The sequence below is a fragment of the Roseobacter cerffii genome (assembly GCF_054226325.1).
In genome coordinates, this window is record NZ_CM135757.1 from 654,507 (window position 1) to 670,669 (window position 16,163).

The following is a 16,163-nucleotide window of genomic DNA, read 5'->3' on the forward strand; positions in this document are numbered from 1 at the left end:
CATCCGTCCGGGCGTTATGATGCCGCGCGCGCCGCTGCGCAAGGGCGCGCGCTAATCCAGTGTGGCGATGATGGCGCGCAGGGTGGGGATGCCCCAGCCTTTCTCGCTCGAGGTGACGACGATCTCGGGGTAGGCGGCGGGATGCCTGGCGAGTGCTGCACGCACCTGGTCGAGCACCTTTGCACGCTCCTTCTCCTTGACTTTGTCGGCCTTGGTCAGCACGGCCTGGAAGGTAACCGCGGAGGTATCCAGAAGGTTGAGGATCTCCTCATCGACCTTTTTCACGCCATGGCGGGCGTCAATCAGAACGAAGGCGCGGCGCAGGGTCTGGCGGCCCGAAAGATACTGTTTGAGCAGGCGCTGCCATTTCTCGACCACCGCAACGGGCGCGTTGGCAAAGCCGTAGCCCGGCAGGTCGACGAGGTAGTGCGCCTCTCCGGCGGTGAAGAAGTTGATCTCCTGCGTGCGGCCGGGCGTGTTGGAGGCGCGGGCCAGCCCCTTGCGGCCGGTCAGCGCGTTGATCAGCGAGGATTTTCCGACGTTAGAGCGGCCCGCAAAGCAGACCTCGAGCCGGTCGGGCGCGGGCAGGCCGGACATGGCGACCACGCCCTTCACGAACTCCGTTTCGCCGGCAAAGAGCAGCCGCCCCTGTTCGAGCGTTTGCGGGTCGGGTTCCGGTGCTGTGGGAAAGGGCAGGGTGCTCATCCGAGCGTGTCGCCAACGCGGGCTGTGCCTGCCGTCTTGACCTTGAAGTAGACGCCGAAGTTGCGTGTGTCCCAGCCGTCTTCGAGCAGGCGGAGCATGCCGATGTCGCGGGTGCCGTTGGCCGGGTTGGCATCGGGCGCGCGGCAGCGTTCGATGGGTTCGACCGGGCTGAGCGTTGCGGTGCCGAGGGTGATATCACGGTCCAGCAGGTCGATCTCTTCCCATGGGGCGAGCCCGTCAAGCCAGAGGTTGATGCGGAAGCGGCGCATGTCGATCTCGAACCCGGCCTTCTGGCTGAGCGCGCGCAGGGACGCGAGGTTGCCGATGGAGACGGAGGCGTACTCCACATCGGTCATGCCTTGCACCGGCGCCTTGACGAGACGCGCGGGCCCGGGCCTGTTGTCGGGCCAGAGGTCTCCGATCCAGGTGCCAAGGGCCTGTCCGTCGCTGGCGGGGTCCATCTCCAGCGGTGCGCGGTCGGGGTGGGTGAGGCGGATGCCGTGGCCGGTGTTTTCCGCCGTCAGGGCCGCGAGTTTCGGGCCGGAGGCGACCTGCAGGAAATTGCGCCGGGGCTGCCACGCGTCGGTGTCGTCGGCGTCGGCGTTCAGTAGGGCCCAGAGCCTATCGCCCACGACCGCCTGCGCGGGGTCGAGCTCCACTGTGTCAACCGCCTCGCTGCCCAAGCCTTTCAGCGGATGCCGCCAGATGTGCGTCAGCGTCGCGGTCACTTCTCCGCGTCCTCACCCGCCTTGCGTTTGAAGCTGCCCTTGATGTTGCCGAAGACATCCGGCGTATAGCCTTGGCTGCGCATGATCAGGTACTGCTGGGCGAAGGTGATCGTGTTGTTGGCGATCCAGTAGACGACGAGGCCGCTGGCGAAACTGCCCAGCATGAACATGAAGACCCAGGGCATCCAGGCGAAGATCATCTGTTGCGTTGGATCCGTGGGCGCTGGGTTCAGCTTTTGCTGCAGCCACATTGAGATGCCCAGCAGCAGTGGCAGGATGCCGATGAAGATCAGCGCGAGGATCGAGGTGGGCTCCGGTCCTTCGAAGGGCAGGAGGCCGAAGAGGTTCATGATCGAGGTGGGATCCGGTGCGCTGAGATCCTGGAAGGGGCCGAAGAAGGGCGCGTGCCGCAGTTCGATGGTGACGAAGATCACCTTGTAGAGTGAGAAGAAGATCGGGATTTGCAGCAGGATCGGCAAACAGCCCGCGGCGGGGTTCACCTTTTCGCGCTTGTAGAGCTCCATCATGCCCTGTTGCATCTTCTGGCGGTCGTCGCCCGCTTCTTCCTTGAGCTTCTCCATCTGCGGCTGCAGCTCTTTCATCTTCGCCATGGAGACGTAGGACTTGTAGGCGAGCGGGAAGAGCAGCGCCTTGATGATCAGCGTGAGCCCGATGATGGCCCAGCCCATGTTGCCGATGAGCAGGTTGAGCTCGTGCAGCAGCCAGAAGATCGGCTTGGTCAGGAAGAAGAACCAGCCCCAGTCGATGCTGTCGATGAAGCCCTCCACGCCCGCGGATTGGTAGTTGCGGATGGCTTCCCATTCCTTGGCGCCGGCGAAAAGCTGGCTGGTCACCGTCACGGAGGTGCCGGGCGCAACGGTCTGGGCCGGCATGACCGTTTCGGCCTGGTAGATATCGCGGCGCTCGTCGTATTTGGCGACCGATTTGAATGCGGTGCCGGGGGCCGGGATGAGCGTGGACATCCAGAAGTGATCGGTGAAGCCGACCCAGCCGTTCTGGGCCACTTGCGTGACCTCGGCGCGGGCGCGTTCGCGGTCCGAGAACTCGAAATCGGGCATGTCGGACCAGTCGGTTTCGGTCAATTCGCCATCGGCCATGGCGACGACGCCTTCGTGCAGGATGAAGAAGTTGCGCAGATCCGAAGGCTCGCCGTGGCGGGCGAGAACGCCATAGGGGGCGACGGTGACCGGGGCGTCGCCTGTGTTGGCGACGGATTGGGTGATGGTGAAGAGGTAGTCTTCGTCGATTTCGATGGTGCGGGTGAAGGTCTGGCCCGCGCCATTGTCCCAGCTCAGCGTGACGGGGCTGTCAACGCTGAGCGCCTCCCCTTGCGCGACGCTCCACAGGGTGTTGGGACCGGGCACGGAGGCGGGGTCGAGCCCGCCGCCGGGTGCCCAGCCGTAGAGCGCGTAGTAGGCATCGGGCGTACCGACGGGCGAGAGCATCTTGACGATCTCGGCGTCGGGGTCTTGGGTGACGCGATAGTCGTTCAACGAGAGGTCGTCGATGCGGCCGCCGAGCAGGGAGATCGACCCGCTGACCCGATCAGTCATCACGGGGATGCGCGGTGCGTCGGCCAGCGCGTCTTCGCGCGTTTCGGTCTCGGGCGCGGCCTGGCTCTCCGTCGTCGTGGCGGGGACCGAGGCGGTGCCATCCACCTCCGCCTGCGAGGATTGCGCGGGTGGCAGCGTGTCGAGGGCTGTCTCGGGTTCAGGCGGTGGGAACAGAATAAACCACACCAGGATCACGAGGAAACTGAGTGCCGTTGCAAGAATGAGGTTCTTGTTCTGATCGTCCATCTGGGACAGCCACCTGATGTCATTGATATCAGCGTGGGTTCAACAGAGTGCAAGACCAAAGGTCAAGCGGAATCGCCCTTTTTTCCCTCAATTCGACGCCAGTTCGGAGCCGGTCTGATCAGTGGTTTGCGATGGGTTCGACCCGGTAGGCCCAGACCTTAGCCCGTCCGGTTTCCAAAGATGCGCGGCACGTCCTGAAGCTTGGCGTTGTGCTGTGCGATCCACTCCACCGTCTCTTCGAAAGGCATGGGTTTCGCAATGCCAAACCCCTGCACGTGATCGCAGCCCAATTGGGCCAGAAGCGCGTGTTCGCCTGCGGTCTCAACCCCTTCGGCCAGGGTCTGGACGCCGAGACGTTCCGCCATCGTCAGAATGGCGCTGATCATGCGTTGCTGATCCGGGTCGCGATCCGATTTCATGACAAAGGACCGGTCTATCTTGATCCGGCTGACAGAGAAGCGGCGGATGGAGGCGATCGAGGCATGGCCAGTACCGAAGTCATCCAGATCGATGCGGCAGCCCAACTGCCCCAGCCCGTTGATATTGCGGGTGATGATGTCGTCGGGCGCGCGCGCCACGACAGTTTCTAGGACCTCAACCGCGAGCCGTTCCGGCGTCAGATCAAAACGGTCGAGCTCCCACTTCACCTTGTCGATCAACCGGGGGTTCTTGAGTTCGGGCCCGGCGAAGTTGACCCCGATCTGCGGCACATCCACGCCAGAGTCGTCCCAGGCTTTCAGTGCGGCGAAGGCATGATACATCATCACCTCGGCGAGCCGTTCCAGCATATCGGCCTGTTCAATCGCGGGCAGAAAGTCGGCGGGCGAGATCATGCCGCGCTCGGGGTGATCCCAGCGGGCCAGCGCTTCAAAGCCGGTCACACGCCCGGTGTCGGTCGAGATCTGTGGTTGGAACCAGGGGCGGATGTGGCCACTTTCCAATGCGTTGGCCACTTCCTGACGGAGTTCCGCTCGCGTCTCGGTCCGCCGCTTCATCTCGCTCGAATAGGCGCGGATCGCGTTGGGACCATGCGCCTGTGCCTCGCGCAGCGCGGTGCGGGCCGCCTCGATCCATGCACGGGGGGAGGTGTTGATCACGTGGGTGTGCTGGGAAAAGCCGACCGAGCTGGTCAGATAGACCGTCGTTCCATCCAGAGAAATCGGTTCTTCCAAGGTGGCCTGCAGCCGCCCGGCGAGTTGAATGCACAACTCGAGATCCAGTTGGCGCACGGGCTTGAGGCAGACGGAAAACTTGTAGTCCCCGGTCTTGGCAACGATATCGCCCTCCCGCAGGGCCGCAAAGATGCGCTCGCCTGCGCGGGCGAGAATGGTGTCCGTGGCGGTTTGTCCGAACCTGTCGGCAAACTCCGCAGCATCATCGATCTCGATCTTGAAGATCGCCGCAGTGAGCGAGGTTTCACGACATTCCTTGAAGCGCTCGGCCACCAGATCGTCAAAGGCACTCTTGTCCGTCAACCCGTTTTGCAGCGTGGTGGATCGGTCAAAACTGGTGCCGGAGGGCCCGAAGGCGAGCAGGTAAATCATCGGCATGACGGCGGCCACGGCGATCAGGGCGCTGTCGCCGCCCATCCAGTAGATCGCCAGCGAGACGGCAGGCAGACAGGCCAGAGCAGCGGGTCGCGTCAGAAATCCAGCGATCTCCGCCCGCACGCGCGCCACTTTTTCCCAAGAGAGCCCTGCCATTCCACTTCCTTTTCAGACCGGTATGCGTCTTGCACCCGGCGGAAGCTAGCCCACCAGCCCTCACCTCCCCGTTAACGCCAATGCGGTTAATGCGCAGGGATTTTCTAAAACTGTGTCTATTTCAGGCTCAGCCCGGTGAAGTCGAAAAGCTTTGGATCGAGCAGGTGGGAGGGGCGCGCATTCATCAGCGCGCGGAACATCACCTGCCGCCGTCCGGGGCTGTTTTTCTCCCAACCATCCAAGATCGCCTTGACCTGCTGGCGTTGCAGCCCGTCCTGGCTGCCGCAGAGATCGCAGGGGATGATCGGGTAGCCCATGGATTTGGCGAACTTGTCGCAATCCGCTTCGGCCACATGGGCGAGGGGGCGGTAGAGGAAGAGATCACCCTCTTCGTTCACCAGTTTTGGTGGCATGGTTGCAAGGCGCCCGCCGTGAAACAGGTTCATGAAGAAGGTCTCGAGAATGTCGTCGCGGTGATGGCCGAGCACCACCGCGCTGCAGCCTTCTTCGCGCGCGATGCGGTAGAGGTGGCCGCGGCGCAGGCGCGAGCAGAGCGCGCAGAAGGTGCGGCCCTGCGGGATCTTGTCCATGACGATGGAATAGGTGTCCTGATACTCGATGCGGTGCGGTACTCCCATCTTTTCAAGGAATTCGGGCAGCACGGTTGCGGGAAACCCGGGCTGACCCTGATCGAGATTGCAGGCGAGCAGATCGACGGGCAGGAGCCCGCGCCATTTGAGCTCGTAGAGCACCGCGAGCAGCGTATAGCTGTCCTTACCGCCAGACAGGCACACCAGCCATCGTGCCTTGGGCGCGCCGGACGTCTCTGTACCCGGTTCGATCATGCCATACTGCTCAATCGCCTCGCGCGTGGCGCGTACGATGCGTTTGCGCAGCTTCTTGAATTCCGTCGTGGACGGTGCACCGGCAAAGAGTGGGTGAATATCCTCGGGTGTGTCGAACATGGGGGCGTCCCGGTCTGAGTTTGCGCCTCTATACCGCTAATGTGGGTGAACCAAAAGCGGACGCGCGACGTAAAATGATCAGACAGGGAGAGCGTCATGATCCGCATCATCGGCATTCTGAGTTGCGTCTTTGTGCTCGCGGGTTGCGTGGGCAAGCCGTCGCTGGAAGATGAGGCGCTCTCGAGCCGGGAGCTGAACCTCGAGGAGTTCTTCGACGGGCGCCTGGTCGCGTTCGGGCAGTTCCAGGACATCTTCGGCACCGTCAGGCGGCGTTTCGATGTGGAGATCGAAGGCACCTGGGACGGGGAGACCCTGCGCCTGGTGGAAGACTTCATCTATGAAGACGGCAGCACCGAACAGCGCATCTGGACATTGCAGAAGACCGGCCCGGAGACGTGGCGTGGCACCGCGCCCGGGGTGATCGGCGAGGCAACCGGCGAAGAGCGGGGCGATACGTTCAATTGGCAGTACGAGATCGACCTGCCGGTGCCGGATGGCACGCTGCGCGTGACCTTTGACGACTGGATGTGGCTCTTGAGCGAAGACCGGGTGTTGAACCGGGCCTACATGAAGCGCTTTGGGGTAGACATCGGCGAGGTGATCATCACCTTCGAGAAACTGTCCTAACCTATGGGTCGGTCGGGTCTTTTAGATCGGGCACCGGATCATATCCGCTGGCTCCCCAGGGGTGACACCGCCCGATCCGGCGCAGCGTGAGCCAGGCGCCTTTCACAGCGCCATGCTTCTCCAGAGCCTCAAGCGCATAAGCGCTGCAGGTGGGCTGGTAGCGGCAATTGTGTCCGACCCAGGGGCTGAAGAGCAGGCGATAGGCGCGGACAGGCAGAGAGAGCAGGCGGGCGACGGGGCTCATTTCAGCCGCGCGTGCAGGTGCTGCACCGCCGTTTGCAGATCGGCCACCAGTTGCGTGAAGGGCAGGGTGGCCGTTTCGTCGCGGCGCCCGATCAGCACATAGTCGATGCCGTCGCGGCCCTCGCGGCTGAGCACCTGTCGGGCCGCTTCGCGCAGGCGCCGCTTGGCGCGGTTGCGGGCGACGGCATTGCCCACCTTCTTGGAGCAAGTGTAGCCGACGCGGATGCCGTCGGCATCGCCAGCCGCACGGGCACGCATCTGCAGGACAAAACCCGGCATCGCCGCCCGCATCGCGCGGGAGGCGCGTTGGAAATCAGCGCGCTTCGTCAATGTGTGCAAACGCAACGACGCCGCCGGAGGCGGGTCTCCCCCGGCGGATGCACGGGTCGGAGAGGCCTGCGGCGGCGTCATGTCTTTTACAGGTGCCAAAGGCGCTGGCTTACGCGCTCAGCGACTTCCGGCCCTGGGCGCGACGCGCATTGATGATCTTGCGACCCGCTTTGGTGGCCATGCGCGCACGGAACCCATGGCGCCGCTTGCGCACGAGGTTGGAAGGTTGGTAGGTGCGTTTCATCGCTCCGTCTCCATGTCTGCTGTCCAGCGGCGCGGAATCGGATCGGCCCCCGGATGTCATTCGAAGCCCGTGCTCTAAAGCGGTCTGAACCCCAAGTCAAACCCTGTGGACGGCAATCTTCGCTGATATTGCAATATTTTCGCGCAATTCAGCGTAAGGCGACGTCAACTTGTTTCAGTTACGTGGGGTCGCGGCGGTTTTGGCGCTGCAAACCGTCACGCCAGATCAAGCGCCCGTGATGGGGCTATCGCCAGCGCCCGTAAGCCGTCATCTACCAATTGAATTGAAACACGCGCTCTGAGAGGACAGTGTAATGTCAGACATGACCAACCATCCCAAATCCAGGGCCGAGCCTGCGCCCAAGTCGGGCCTGATGCGGCATCTGCCGTTGATCATCATCCTCGGGGTCGCGGTGGTGGGGGCGATCACCCTGAAGGACTACATCAGCTTTAACGCCCTGCGCGACAACCGCGAGGCGCTGATCGCCTTCCGGGACGCGAATTTTGTCATGACCGTGCTGGCGTTTCTGATCGCCTACATCGTGATCGTTGCGTTCTCGCTGCCCGGCGCGCTGGTGGCGACGCTGACGGGTGGCTTCCTTTTCGGCACCTTTGGCGGGTCCGCCTTGAGCGTGACGGCGGCCACCATTGGGGCCACAGTGATCTTCCTCGCGGCCCGATATGGCTTGGGCGAGAAGCTGAAAGCGCGAATGGACGCCTCGCAGGGCACCGTGCGCAAGATCAAGGAGGGGATCGACGAGAACCAGTGGTCGATGCTGTTTTTCCTGCGCCTCGTGCCGGTGGTGCCGTTCTTCGTGGCCAATCTGGTGCCCGCGTTTCTGGCCGTGCCGCTGCACCGCTATGTGATTTCCACATTCCTCGGGATCATTCCCGGCTCGCTGGTGTATTCCTCGGTCGGCGCAGGGCTTGGCACGGTGTTCGAGCGTGGCGAGAGCCCGAACCTCGGGATCATATTCGAGCCGCATATCCTTCTGCCGATCCTCGGGCTCAGCCTGCTGTCGGTGCTGCCGGTGATCATCAAGGCCGTGACCGGCAAGAAAGGGCTCTGAGCCATGACGCGGATCAAGACGGATGTGCTGGTCATCGGCGCCGGCTCTGGTGGGCTGTCCGTTGCGGCGGGGGCTGTGCAGATGGGCGCGGACGTGGTGCTGCTGGAAGGCCACAAGATGGGCGGAGACTGCCTGAACTATGGCTGTGTGCCCTCCAAGGCGCTGATCGCCAGTGGCAAGGCGGCCTATGCGCAGCGTCATTCGGCGCAGTATGGTGTGGCGGACGCGTTGGGAGCGGCGGATTACGCGGCGGCGAAGGATCATGTGGCTGATGTGATCGCGCAGATTGAACCGGTCGACAGCCAGGAGCGGTTCGAAGGGCTTGGCGTGAAGGTCATTCGGGAGTTTGGCCATTTCATCTCGCCCACCGAAGTGCAGGCTGGGGATACGGTGATCACCGCACGGCGCATCGTAGTCGCCACCGGGTCTGCGCCGCTGGTGCCGCCCATCCCCGGGCTCGACAGCGTGCCCTATGAGACGAATGAGACCCTCTTCGATCTGCGGGAACCGCCGGAGCATCTGCTCATCATCGGCGGTGGCCCCATCGGCATGGAAATGGCGCAGGCGCATGTGCGGCTGGGCAGCAAGGTCACGGTGATTGAAGGCGCCAAGGCGCTGGGCAAGGACGATCCGGAACTGGCCGAGGTGGTGCTGAGCAGCCTGCGCGACGAAGGCGTCGTGATCGAGGAAGATGCGAAGGCGGCCAAGATCAAGGGCGTGGCGGGTGCCATCGAGGTGGTGACCGAGGATGGACGGTCGATCACCGGCACACATCTGTTGATGGCGGTGGGACGCAAGACCAACACCGAGAAGCTGAACCTCGAGGCCGCAGGGGTGGAAACCACGCGGACGGGGATCAAGGTGGACGACAGCCTGCGCACGACGAACCGTCGTGTCTATGCCATTGGCGATGTGGCGGGTGGGCTGCAGTTCACCCATGTCGCCGGATACCACGCAGGCGTGATCATCCGCTCGACGCTCTTCGCGCTGCCGTCGAAGGCGAAGACCAGCCATATCCCTTGGGCCACCTACACCGATCCGGAGCTGGCGCAGGTGGGCCTGACCGAGGCTCAGGCGAAGGACGCGCATGGCGAGGCTGTGGAGGTCGTGCGGTTTCATTACGAGCACAACGACCGCGCGATTGCCGAGCGCAAGACAAAAGGGTTCATCAAGGTGATGGTGGTTAAGGGCCGCCCCGTTGGCGCGTCGATTGTCGGGTATCAGGCGGGTGAGCTCATCAACCTCTGGGCGCTGGCGCTGGCGAACAAGATGAAGATGAGCCAGATCGCCGCGATGGTCGCGCCCTATCCCACGATTGGCGAGATCAACAAGCGCGCGGCCGGCGCCTATTTCAGCCCGCGGCTCTTTGACAGTCCCATGGTCAAACGGGTCGTGGGGCTTGTCCAACGCTTCATCCCGTGAAACGCTGACGCCCATGTTCAATTCGCTCTCAGGTCGGCTGATAGTCTTGACGATCATCTTCGTGATGATCGCCGAGGTGCTCATCTTCGTGCCGTCGATTGCGCGGTTCCGCGAAGACTACCTGATGAACCGGCTGGAGCGGGCGCAGATCGCTTCGCTTGCCCTGCTGGCCGACGATATGATCGACCGGGAGCTGGAAGCGGAGTTGCTCGAAAACGCAGGGGTTTTCAATGTGGTGCTGCGCCGCGACCAGGTGAGACAGCTGATGCTGGCCTCCGATCTGCCGCAGCCCATCTCGCAGACCTATGACATGCGGGACAATTCGCCCGTGCTGCTGATCCGCGATGCGTTGACGCGATTTACGTCACCTGAGAACGAGGTGATCCGTGTCATTGGTGCGCCGGTGCGAGATGCCGGGCTCTTGATTGAGATCACCATGGAGACGGCGCCGCTGCGCATGGCGATGATCGACTATGGCATCCGTATTCTGATCCTCTCGGCCGTGATTTCCATTGTCACCGCGTCCCTGCTGTTCGTGGCCATGCGGGCGCTGCTGCTGAAGCCGATCAAGGGTGTTGTCGGCCATATGCAGAACTATGCCGCCGCCCCGGAAGATGCGCGCAGGATCATCACGCCCTCGGCCAGCGTGACCGAGCTGCGGGAGGCGGAAGAAGCGCTGAAGACGCTGGAGACGGATCTGACGCAAGCGTTGCGCCAGAAGGACCGGCTCGCGCAACTCGGCAGTGCAGTCAGCAAGATCAGCCATGATCTGCGCAACATCCTCACCTCGGCCCAGCTCTTCACCGACCGGATCGAGATGAGCGAGGACCCGACGGTCAAGCGCATGGCACCGAAACTGGTGGGCAGCATCACGCGTGCTGTCCATCTGTGCGAGAGCACGTTGGCCTTCGGCAAGGCGGAGGAGCCAAGCCCGACCCTGACCGTGCTGCCTCTGGCGGATCTCGTGGAGGAGGTAATCGACAGCGAGCGACTTGCGGTCGGTGAGGCCGAGATCAGCTTTTCCTGCGCAGTGCCCTTTGGCATGACCGTTCGCGCAGACCCGGAACAGCTTTACCGTGTGCTCGCCAACCTCATTCGCAACGCGCGCCAGGCGTTGATGACGGCAAGTCGGGCGGGAGAAATCAGCGTCGATGGCCGCGAAGACGATGCGGCCTGGTGGATCGAGGTGACGGACACGGGCCCCGGCTTGCCGCCTAAGGCGCAGGAACACCTGTTCACGCCCTTCCAGGGTGGGGCAAGCAAAGGCGGCTCGGGCCTTGGTCTCGCGATTTCAGCTGAGTTGATCCGGGGGCATGGGGGTACGCTTGAACTCGCCGGCACCGGGCCTGAGGGGACGCGGTTCCTGATCTGCCTGCCGAAAGGCGACGGAACGCTGGCACCGCGGCCGGTTGATGGCGATGCACGGAAAGAGGTGGCCTGAGAGCGCTGGCAAGGCAAATCCGCGTGCGCATAGCTTGGTGCTCTTTTTGCTCCGATTGGGCTTGCATAAGGCGCCGCACAGCACTAAACCGCGCGTCAGTGGACCGATAGCTCAGCTGGATAGAGTACTTGACTACGAATCAAGGGGTCGGGGGTTCGAATCCTCCTCGGTCCGCCACTTCCCCTTTTGTGAGGCGACACATAGTTCTTCCTTTTGCGACAGAACCTTTCCTTTGCCGACGCATAGCTTTGCTTCTGATGAGTATGGGTTCGCGGGTCAGACTTCCCCTCTCAAAAAAGGTTTTGAGCGAAGCCCTTCAGGGCGCTCGTCTCTAAAACCTGCTCCCGGCGAGGGTAGGGGGTAGCAAGTGCAACTCAATTCGATAGGGTAGGCGCGGCCCGCAGGCGGAGCCGAGGACACGGCCCTGTCTAATTGAGTTGCAGGCGCGTGGGGACGAAGTCCCCTAGCTCTTCACTAAGGGCGCAATCCTCAGTTTTGAGAAGTATCCAAGTCTACCGGAACACAAAAGCAGTCATTCGAGAAGACGCAGCAAGAGCTCACTTCGTCACGCACTGCCGTCTCGATGTTCTTTGCGGCTAAGGTCGGAGAGGAGCCCAGATTTGACGAATGCTGCGATATGCCTGAATGTCCGATGCTTAAGGCATCCTGTTGGATCTGTTGACTAAGAGCGAGTAGTCTCCAGCGAGCAGATTGGAAAGGGACCGGTTTGTGATCGACATCATTGACCGAGCTACGCTTTGCGCCTGGCTCGAGGGACGCAACGAAGCCGATGAATTGATAGTTGCTTCTCGAATCGCATGCAGGAAACTGCCACGGCTAGTAAGTGCTGTCGTCGGAGATCCAAGCGTGAAGACACGGGAGAAAGTGGTTCTGCCTGTTTTCCGTTGTATTGCCGCCGTGGTCACAAGTGCAGTTCAAAGCGATTTTCACGCTGAGATTCGGCCTCACCTACCGAGTATCGCCAACGCGGCAAACGAAGCCTATCAGACTTGCGCAGCCATTGATGCAGCAAACACTGATCATCAGACAGCTTTCAGCGTGGGCGCCGCGGACACAGCAACTGCCGCATTTGAAGCGGCAAAGGTGGCGATTGGCTCCTTCGGATCCGCACATTACGCAGCCGCAGCAGATATCGAAGAGTTTTGGAGAGCAATTCGACATGATGCTCGTCTGATTGAACAAGGTGAACAAGCTTTCCAGTTCGGTGTGCGCTGTCTTTGGCCTGACCCGATAGGACTTCATGGAACTCCAGACGAACTACTTACAAAATGGTTTCAGCTTCGAGACTATCTCTCCCAAGTGAACGACGATTGGCAGGTTTGGATTGGTTGGTACCAAGACCGCCTCGACGCGAAACCGATCAACAAGTTGGAAGAACTTAAGAAAATCCTCCTTCCAAATAACACCACCGCACAGGGAACCATCAAGTTAGATACAAAGAATTCGGGAGATGTTCACGTTGGTCGCGCTCCTGGCCACAGTGACGGCCCCGCGACAGCCTGCGCGGGAGGTCTTTCGAACATCTCTAATTTCGAGGGAGAAACAGATGTTCGCAAGTGCGCTGGATCTCAAGCAGTGCAAGCAATCAAAAACAATCCAGTAGCCATAGGATTTCAGCTTTCCGATCTTCTTGGGCGGGTCTCACAGGAGATCGCCCTACGAAAGGAAGAAAGACGAAATGATCCATACGCAGTTCGGAACATTGCGCTTTTAGAGAACATCGAAATCTCTCTCAATGAGCTTTCATCCGCGACCTTTGAACTAGCAACAGAGGAAGCCCCAAGATCTTCTGAAGCGGTCAAAAAACGCGCTTGGACAGTTCGTGATCAGCTTGAAGAGTCCTCAGGGTGGATTGCAGGTGATGAAAACGCCAGAGCCATTGCGAACGGGGTTTTGTTTAGTGGGATGGCTGGTGTGCTGATACAAGTCGTGGGGATGTCAGCTCTTCCCGTGACTGTGTTCGCCGTAACTGCGATGGCCGGTGAGAAGTTCAACAACAAGATTGCGGACTTGATTAAGCGAATGAAAGGGGGTTGGATTTAGGTATTCATTTTCGACGGTAACAGAATTTGATGCGTGAAAAACCCGTCCTACACGTACAGTTTGGGCTGGCAACGTCATTGATACGTTGAGCGGCTAAGGACTGCAAAGAGCCCATCTTGCCGGATACTGCACGTCCCACCAAGATCCGCTCATTCAGGGTGGCCAAAAACGTGAAAAATCCAAAGACGGTTGCCGTAAACTTCCAGATCTCGTTCGATACTGTTCGCCCGAAAATGAAAACTGCCCCATTGCGTGATTGAACGTTGCGAACCAGCCAGGTGTCAAAAGAGCGATTAGTTCGCAAAAATGCCGGACTGATCGATCAACTCCCATTCGTCAGCTCACCTTGGCGCTTCAAGTACTGCCCTATGGTGTTGTGTATCCCGTCAGCACCGCCCGCCAGCACCAACGTCGTGATCAGGATGTCCAGAGCGGAGAACCAAACCTGTTGCGTTTCATTTTTGATCGCAGACGAAAACTCACCCTCCACGAACTGTCCGAGTATCCGAAAGCCAATCACCGCCGCAAAGGCGCTTATTACCACGCTCGCGAGTGTCGCAGTGAAGGCTTTCTTTTCTTTCAAAGGTTTCAGTTCCTTCACCGCTTCTGAAACCCTTTGCTGATGCAACTCAACAGCAGAAACAAACGCGGCTTCAGCTTCTTTCTCGCCCGCGCCACTGGACCGCGCTGCCAGCACCGCCTTGGCAGCGTTTTCCTTTACGATACGCGCAGCCGTGACTTCGTCGGTCAAATCGGCCTCTTGTGACCCATGATTCGCACTCACTACGACCTCAACCGCTCGCTCAATAAAAAGCGCCACAAAGATGATGGTGAGGAACTTCTGACCAATGTCCGTTACGCTAAGAGCTGTGAGGTTGACGTTCTCAAAGCCGATACCAAAGGAAATCCAGGCAGCAGCGACAGCGACGCCGGCAATGATCACTGACGGCAAGTAATTCATCAATTCTGTCCAATTATGTGCGAGTTACGACGTAGTTTGCTCTTTGCTACCATCAGAGATGTATGATGGGTTCGAGGTTTGTGTTTTTTCTGTGGCTTTGAGCCGGTTCTCCTAAGATGCCGGTGCTGTATTTGATATCGTAAGCAGTCGTTCGCGCAGCCACAGCGAAGGTCGGAGTTGCCCCGCGCCCTGGGCGTCTGATGCCGTCAGTGAATTTCCAGTTTGGGCTGGTAGCACCCTCACTGGTGCATCGCGCGGCCAAGATCGGCGAAGAGCCCAGACCAGACTTATTGATTTTGTGCTGCATGCGCTTGCAGCGTGAATGTTGCTGCAACAGAATAAACTCCCATGCCGCTGTGCTGCGAGAAAACCAGTCGTTCAAGCGGCTATGGGCCGAAATTTGCGAGTTTGCAGCAATAATGCGTGCTACAAGTGCATCTTCAGATTTATCTTGTTTCATTGTGTCATCCATTGTTCTGAATTTGGTAAAACATGAAATTTTGTTCCGAGGTCAGCCCCGAGAACTCAAGATCATCGAGCGTTTGCGCCGCTAGTTGATAACTGGCATCAAGAAGGCCACGAACTCAGATTCAACGGTTCCATCCGCAGCTTCGACGCGACGGGGATACACTTTTTCCTTGACTGTGTTGCCCTGATTTCCGCCGAGCAATTTGACGTGGGTGTCTGAGTAATCCACGACAAACCCAACATGACCCCGGCCCGTCGTCCAGTCTGCATCCATAAAGGGCGCGTATCTGCGAACCGCTATGCAGAACTTCCGCGGTTCATTGAGCTTGATGAACTGATTTCTCTTATTCCAGAAAAAAGACCGAGCACCGGGATGGTTCGTTCCCACGTAACCGCTTGTTTCCAAACAGTAGTTCACAAATACGGCACACCAGTCTGTTTCGTCGCCATTCTCGGGGTCAAACCACGACGCGCCAACCTCAAAGTAGTTCAGAATACGTGGATTGCTTTGAGGTCCAGCGATCTCGCTGCGGGCCTCCGGGTCTAGGGCCGCTTCGCGTTGCGCTACCTCGATCCAGTCTGATGCCGCGCCAATTGCTGCGCTCACACCTGTTCCGTTTCCCGCAACCAGCGGGGTTGCGTCCGAAAAACCGCTTGAGGGTAAATGCGGGCGCTGTTCCCCTTGCGTCCAGCCTTCCATCAACTCTATGGCCGACGTAATCTTCCGTATATATGCGATCTTGAGGTCATCAAGGACAGCGTCACGACTTAGACCAGTTTGCGTAGCGACAAAGGACACGTAGGCGCCCGTGTCGTTCTCGGATGACGGCGCGTAGCGACTGATGGCCGCTTCCAACGTCAAAGGCCCGTAACTGCGTCCACGCAGCAGGACCTCGATTGCCTTTTGCCCTGTCGTCTTGTCCGGGAAGATCGCAAAGCTTCCATCATTGCCAATGGCGCCATTATTACTTGAAAAATCGCCCTTTCGGATGTTGCCAGGGTTGAAATTGCGCCAGGAGCGAGAGCCGCCGACGCGCAAAAACTCGCGCCCTGCATCGTCCACAAGAAGAATGGTCTTGGTCGCCGTTTTGTGGGCCGCAACAAAAGCGGACGGCCCACCCGGAGGCGCTGGGTTCGGCGTGTCCATGATCGCAACCGGGGGCGAGGTAAGCGTAGTCTCGACAATGTCACTGTTTAAGTCAGTGCTGTCGCTCTCCGAAGTATAAGGAAAAACGCAAGACACGGAGTAAGTGCCATTGGGGTCTTTTTGTGCGCTGAATATACCGTTTGCAACAGTACAGAAATTCCTGTGTCCGTCGACCTGATCCTCCAAGACGCCGTGTACAACGACTTCCGTCATAACCTTCTCCTCC

16 protein-coding genes and 1 tRNA gene are annotated in these 16,163 nt (G+C 60.1%); 6 read left to right on the forward strand and 11 right to left on the reverse strand.

The features are described from left to right. Nucleotides 1-51: 51 nt before the first annotated feature. From yihA to ttcA, 5 genes are all read right to left on the reverse strand, one after another. Complete coding sequence (gene yihA / locus ACVC7O_RS03275; protein ID WP_458324665.1) at nucleotides 52-705, reverse strand: ribosome biogenesis GTP-binding protein YihA/YsxC; 654 nt, start codon at nucleotides 703-705, stop codon at nucleotides 52-54. Continuing rightward, nucleotides 702-1,433: an MOSC domain-containing protein gene (locus tag ACVC7O_RS03280; protein WP_458324666.1), complete on the reverse strand. Its 732-nt coding sequence runs from the start codon at nucleotides 1,431-1,433 to the stop codon at nucleotides 702-704. The genes yihA and ACVC7O_RS03280 overlap by 4 nt, the downstream gene beginning before the upstream one ends. Continuing rightward, nucleotides 1,430-3,253 (reverse strand): membrane protein insertase YidC, encoded by a 1,824-nt coding sequence (yidC, locus tag ACVC7O_RS03285; protein ID WP_458324667.1) that lies wholly within the window; start codon nucleotides 3,251-3,253, stop codon nucleotides 1,430-1,432. The genes ACVC7O_RS03280 and yidC overlap by 4 nt, the downstream gene beginning before the upstream one ends. Nucleotides 3,254-3,411: 158 nt before the next feature. After that, nucleotides 3,412-4,956, reverse strand: coding sequence for a putative bifunctional diguanylate cyclase/phosphodiesterase (locus tag ACVC7O_RS03290; RefSeq protein ID WP_458324668.1), 1,545 nt, complete (start codon nucleotides 4,954-4,956; stop codon nucleotides 3,412-3,414). A 116-nt stretch (nucleotides 4,957-5,072) separates the two neighbouring features. Then, nucleotides 5,073-5,921 (reverse strand): tRNA 2-thiocytidine(32) synthetase TtcA, encoded by an 849-nt coding sequence (gene ttcA, locus ACVC7O_RS03295; RefSeq protein WP_458324669.1) that lies wholly within the window; start codon nucleotides 5,919-5,921, stop codon nucleotides 5,073-5,075. 96 nt (nucleotides 5,922-6,017) lie between these two features. Here ttcA and ACVC7O_RS03300 point away from each other — a divergent pair, with 96 nt between their 5' ends. Beyond that, nucleotides 6,018-6,548 carry a DUF3833 domain-containing protein gene (locus ACVC7O_RS03300; protein WP_458324670.1) on the forward strand — a complete coding sequence of 177 codons (531 nt, stop codon included), beginning with the start codon at nucleotides 6,018-6,020 and terminating at the stop codon, nucleotides 6,546-6,548. Between the two features lies 1 nt (nucleotide 6,549). On the opposite strand, the gene yidD is transcribed toward ACVC7O_RS03300, so the two are convergent. From yidD to rpmH, 3 genes are read right to left on the reverse strand one after another with little or no spacing between them, the layout of a single operon-like run. Continuing rightward, on the reverse strand, nucleotides 6,550-6,792 hold the full coding sequence (gene yidD / locus ACVC7O_RS03305; RefSeq protein WP_458324671.1) for a membrane protein insertion efficiency factor YidD: 243 nt from the start codon (nucleotides 6,790-6,792) through the stop codon (nucleotides 6,550-6,552). Continuing rightward, the gene (gene rnpA, locus ACVC7O_RS03310) at nucleotides 6,789-7,202 is read right to left on the reverse strand and encodes a ribonuclease P protein component (RefSeq protein ID WP_458324672.1); all 414 of its coding nucleotides are present in this window, start codon (nucleotides 7,200-7,202) and stop codon (nucleotides 6,789-6,791) included. The genes yidD and rnpA overlap by 4 nt, the downstream gene beginning before the upstream one ends. A gap of 28 nt (nucleotides 7,203-7,230) precedes the next feature. Continuing rightward, nucleotides 7,231-7,365: a 50S ribosomal protein L34 gene (gene rpmH / locus ACVC7O_RS03315; protein ID WP_037911188.1), complete on the reverse strand. Its 135-nt coding sequence runs from the start codon at nucleotides 7,363-7,365 to the stop codon at nucleotides 7,231-7,233. Nucleotides 7,366-7,687: 322 nt separating this feature from the next. Here rpmH and ACVC7O_RS03320 point away from each other — a divergent pair, with 322 nt between their 5' ends. The 5 genes from ACVC7O_RS03320 (at nucleotide 7,688) to ACVC7O_RS03340 (ending at nucleotide 13,361) form a co-directional block, all read left to right on the forward strand. Then, the gene (locus ACVC7O_RS03320) at nucleotides 7,688-8,434 is read left to right on the forward strand and encodes a TVP38/TMEM64 family protein (protein ID WP_458326025.1); all 747 of its coding nucleotides are present in this window, start codon (nucleotides 7,688-7,690) and stop codon (nucleotides 8,432-8,434) included. 3 nt (nucleotides 8,435-8,437) lie between these two features. Next, nucleotides 8,438-9,856 carry a dihydrolipoyl dehydrogenase family protein gene (locus tag ACVC7O_RS03325; protein WP_458324673.1) on the forward strand — a complete coding sequence of 473 codons (1,419 nt, stop codon included), beginning with the start codon at nucleotides 8,438-8,440 and terminating at the stop codon, nucleotides 9,854-9,856. A 13-nt stretch (nucleotides 9,857-9,869) separates the two neighbouring features. Next, nucleotides 9,870-11,297 (forward strand): sensor histidine kinase, encoded by a 1,428-nt coding sequence (locus tag ACVC7O_RS03330; protein ID WP_458326026.1) that lies wholly within the window; start codon nucleotides 9,870-9,872, stop codon nucleotides 11,295-11,297. Between the two features lie 100 nt (nucleotides 11,298-11,397). Next, nucleotides 11,398-11,474 (forward strand) — tRNA-Arg (locus ACVC7O_RS03335). A 552-nt stretch (nucleotides 11,475-12,026) separates the two neighbouring features. Then, nucleotides 12,027-13,361 (forward strand): hypothetical protein, encoded by a 1,335-nt coding sequence (locus tag ACVC7O_RS03340; protein WP_458324674.1) that lies wholly within the window; start codon nucleotides 12,027-12,029, stop codon nucleotides 13,359-13,361. A 322-nt stretch (nucleotides 13,362-13,683) separates the two neighbouring features. Here the strand turns inward: ACVC7O_RS03340 and ACVC7O_RS03345 are convergent, their stop codons facing one another. The 3 genes from ACVC7O_RS03345 to ACVC7O_RS03355 all read right to left on the reverse strand — a co-directional run bounded on the left by ACVC7O_RS03345 (nucleotide 13,684) and on the right by ACVC7O_RS03355 (nucleotide 16,150). After that, the gene (locus tag ACVC7O_RS03345) at nucleotides 13,684-14,322 is read right to left on the reverse strand and encodes a hypothetical protein (RefSeq protein WP_458324675.1); all 639 of its coding nucleotides are present in this window, start codon (nucleotides 14,320-14,322) and stop codon (nucleotides 13,684-13,686) included. Between the two features lie 52 nt (nucleotides 14,323-14,374). Next, nucleotides 14,375-14,782 carry a hypothetical protein gene (locus ACVC7O_RS03350; protein WP_458324676.1) on the reverse strand — a complete coding sequence of 136 codons (408 nt, stop codon included), beginning with the start codon at nucleotides 14,780-14,782 and terminating at the stop codon, nucleotides 14,375-14,377. Nucleotides 14,783-14,872: 90 nt separating this feature from the next. Continuing rightward, a complete protein-coding gene (locus tag ACVC7O_RS03355; protein ID WP_458324677.1) occupies nucleotides 14,873-16,150 on the reverse strand; it encodes a TIGR02594 family protein in 1,278 nt (425 codons plus the stop codon). Nucleotides 16,151-16,163 lie beyond the last annotated feature (13 nt).

Excerpts from the sequence above, each read along its gene's own strand:
- yihA (WP_458324665.1), bottom strand. The coding sequence starts at position 705 with ATGAGCACCCTGCCCTTTCCCACAGCACCGGAACCCGACCCGCAAACG.
- yidC (WP_458324667.1), bottom strand. The coding sequence starts at position 3,253 with ATGGACGATCAGAACAAGAACCTCATTCTTGCAACGGCACTCAGTTTC.
- ACVC7O_RS03290 (WP_458324668.1), bottom strand. The coding sequence starts at position 4,956 with ATGGCAGGGCTCTCTTGGGAAAAAGTGGCGCGCGTGCGGGCGGAGATC.
- ttcA (WP_458324669.1), bottom strand. The coding sequence starts at position 5,921 with ATGTTCGACACACCCGAGGATATTCACCCACTCTTTGCCGGTGCACCG.
- ACVC7O_RS03300 (WP_458324670.1), top strand. The coding sequence starts at position 6,018 with ATGATCCGCATCATCGGCATTCTGAGTTGCGTCTTTGTGCTCGCGGGT.
- yidD (WP_458324671.1), bottom strand. The coding sequence starts at position 6,792 with ATGAGCCCCGTCGCCCGCCTGCTCTCTCTGCCTGTCCGCGCCTATCGC.
- rnpA (WP_458324672.1), bottom strand. The coding sequence starts at position 7,202 with ATGACGCCGCCGCAGGCCTCTCCGACCCGTGCATCCGCCGGGGGAGAC.
- rpmH (WP_037911188.1), bottom strand. The coding sequence starts at position 7,365 with ATGAAACGCACCTACCAACCTTCCAACCTCGTGCGCAAGCGGCGCCAT.
- ACVC7O_RS03320 (WP_458326025.1), top strand. The coding sequence starts at position 7,688 with ATGACCAACCATCCCAAATCCAGGGCCGAGCCTGCGCCCAAGTCGGGC.
- ACVC7O_RS03325 (WP_458324673.1), top strand. The coding sequence starts at position 8,438 with ATGACGCGGATCAAGACGGATGTGCTGGTCATCGGCGCCGGCTCTGGT.
- ACVC7O_RS03330 (WP_458326026.1), top strand. The coding sequence starts at position 9,870 with ATGTTCAATTCGCTCTCAGGTCGGCTGATAGTCTTGACGATCATCTTC.
- ACVC7O_RS03345 (WP_458324675.1), bottom strand. The coding sequence starts at position 14,322 with ATGAATTACTTGCCGTCAGTGATCATTGCCGGCGTCGCTGTCGCTGCT.
- ACVC7O_RS03350 (WP_458324676.1), bottom strand. The coding sequence starts at position 14,782 with ATGAAACAAGATAAATCTGAAGATGCACTTGTAGCACGCATTATTGCT.
- ACVC7O_RS03355 (WP_458324677.1), bottom strand. The coding sequence starts at position 16,150 with ATGACGGAAGTCGTTGTACACGGCGTCTTGGAGGATCAGGTCGACGGA.